Consider the following 1,009-nt stretch of genomic DNA (forward strand, 5'->3'; position numbering starts at 1 on the left):
AATCATAAACGCACTTCCACTGACCTTGCCGCACCCGCTGCTGGCCTGGTGTTGCCGGAACAGCTGGCCCAGCAAGCAGCGGACGCCGTGCGCGAACTGCTGGCCGAGGCCGCGGCGGCCAACACTACCCGCAGCTATGCGGCCGCCCTGCGCTACTGGGCCGGCTGGCACCATGCGCGTTTTGGCGTCGAGCTCACGCTGCCGGTAACGGAGGCCGTGGTGATCCAGTTCTTGGTCGACCACATCCTGCGCAAGAACAAGGTGGGCCTGGTCAGCGAGTTGCCACCGGAGGCCGATCAAGCTTTGGTAGCGGCCGGCCTCAAGGCCAAGCTCGGGCCGCTCAAGCTGTCGACGGTGACCCAGCGCGTCGCCGTGTTGTCGACCGCCCATAAGCTCAAACGGCTGACTAACCCGTGCGAGCTGGCCAGCGTCCGCACACTGCTCAGTCGGGCCCGGCGGTCGGCGGTCAAACGCGGGGAGCGGCCGACCAAGAAGACCGCGATCACGCGTCCAGAGCTGGAAGCCATGCTGGCCACCTGCGGCGACTCGCTCGAAGGCATACGGGATCGCGCCCTGCTCTGCTTTGGCTTTGCCAGCGGCGGGCGTCGGCGCAGCGAGATCGCCGACGCTGACTTCCGCGACCTCCGGAAGACCGGCGACGCGAGCTACATCTACCGGCTGGTAGTATTCGAAGACGCAGCAGACTGGAGTCAAGGCGGATTCGACTCCGGACAAGCCGATCCTGGGGCGCAGCGCCGAGGCGTTGTCGGCCTGGCTGGAAGCCGCAGGAATTCGAGACGGTGCCATCTTTCGGCGCATCTGGAAGGACCGGGTCGGTCCAGCCCTGTTGCCCGGCTCAGTGGCGGCGATCGTCAAGCGACGCGCGGCACTAGCGGGCCTAAAAGGGGACTTTGGGGCGCACAGCCTGAGGTCGGGCTTTGTCACCGAGGCCGGCAAGCAAGGGGTGCCGCTCCCGGCGGTGATGGCAATGACGGAGCACCGTTCTGTA

The 1,009-nt window shown here is 66.7% G+C and carries 1 pseudogene; it reads left to right on the plus strand.

Features of this window, described 5'->3' with window-relative positions:
- Positions 1 to 45: 45 nt before the first annotated feature.
- A pseudogene (locus tag DVJ77_RS20960) lies at positions 46 to 1,009 on the plus strand (site-specific integrase); the annotation flags it as partial.

Source organism: Dyella tabacisoli, assembly GCF_003350925.1.
In the GTDB taxonomy this organism is placed as follows: Bacteria; Pseudomonadota; Gammaproteobacteria; order Xanthomonadales; family Rhodanobacteraceae; genus Dyella_C; species Dyella_C tabacisoli.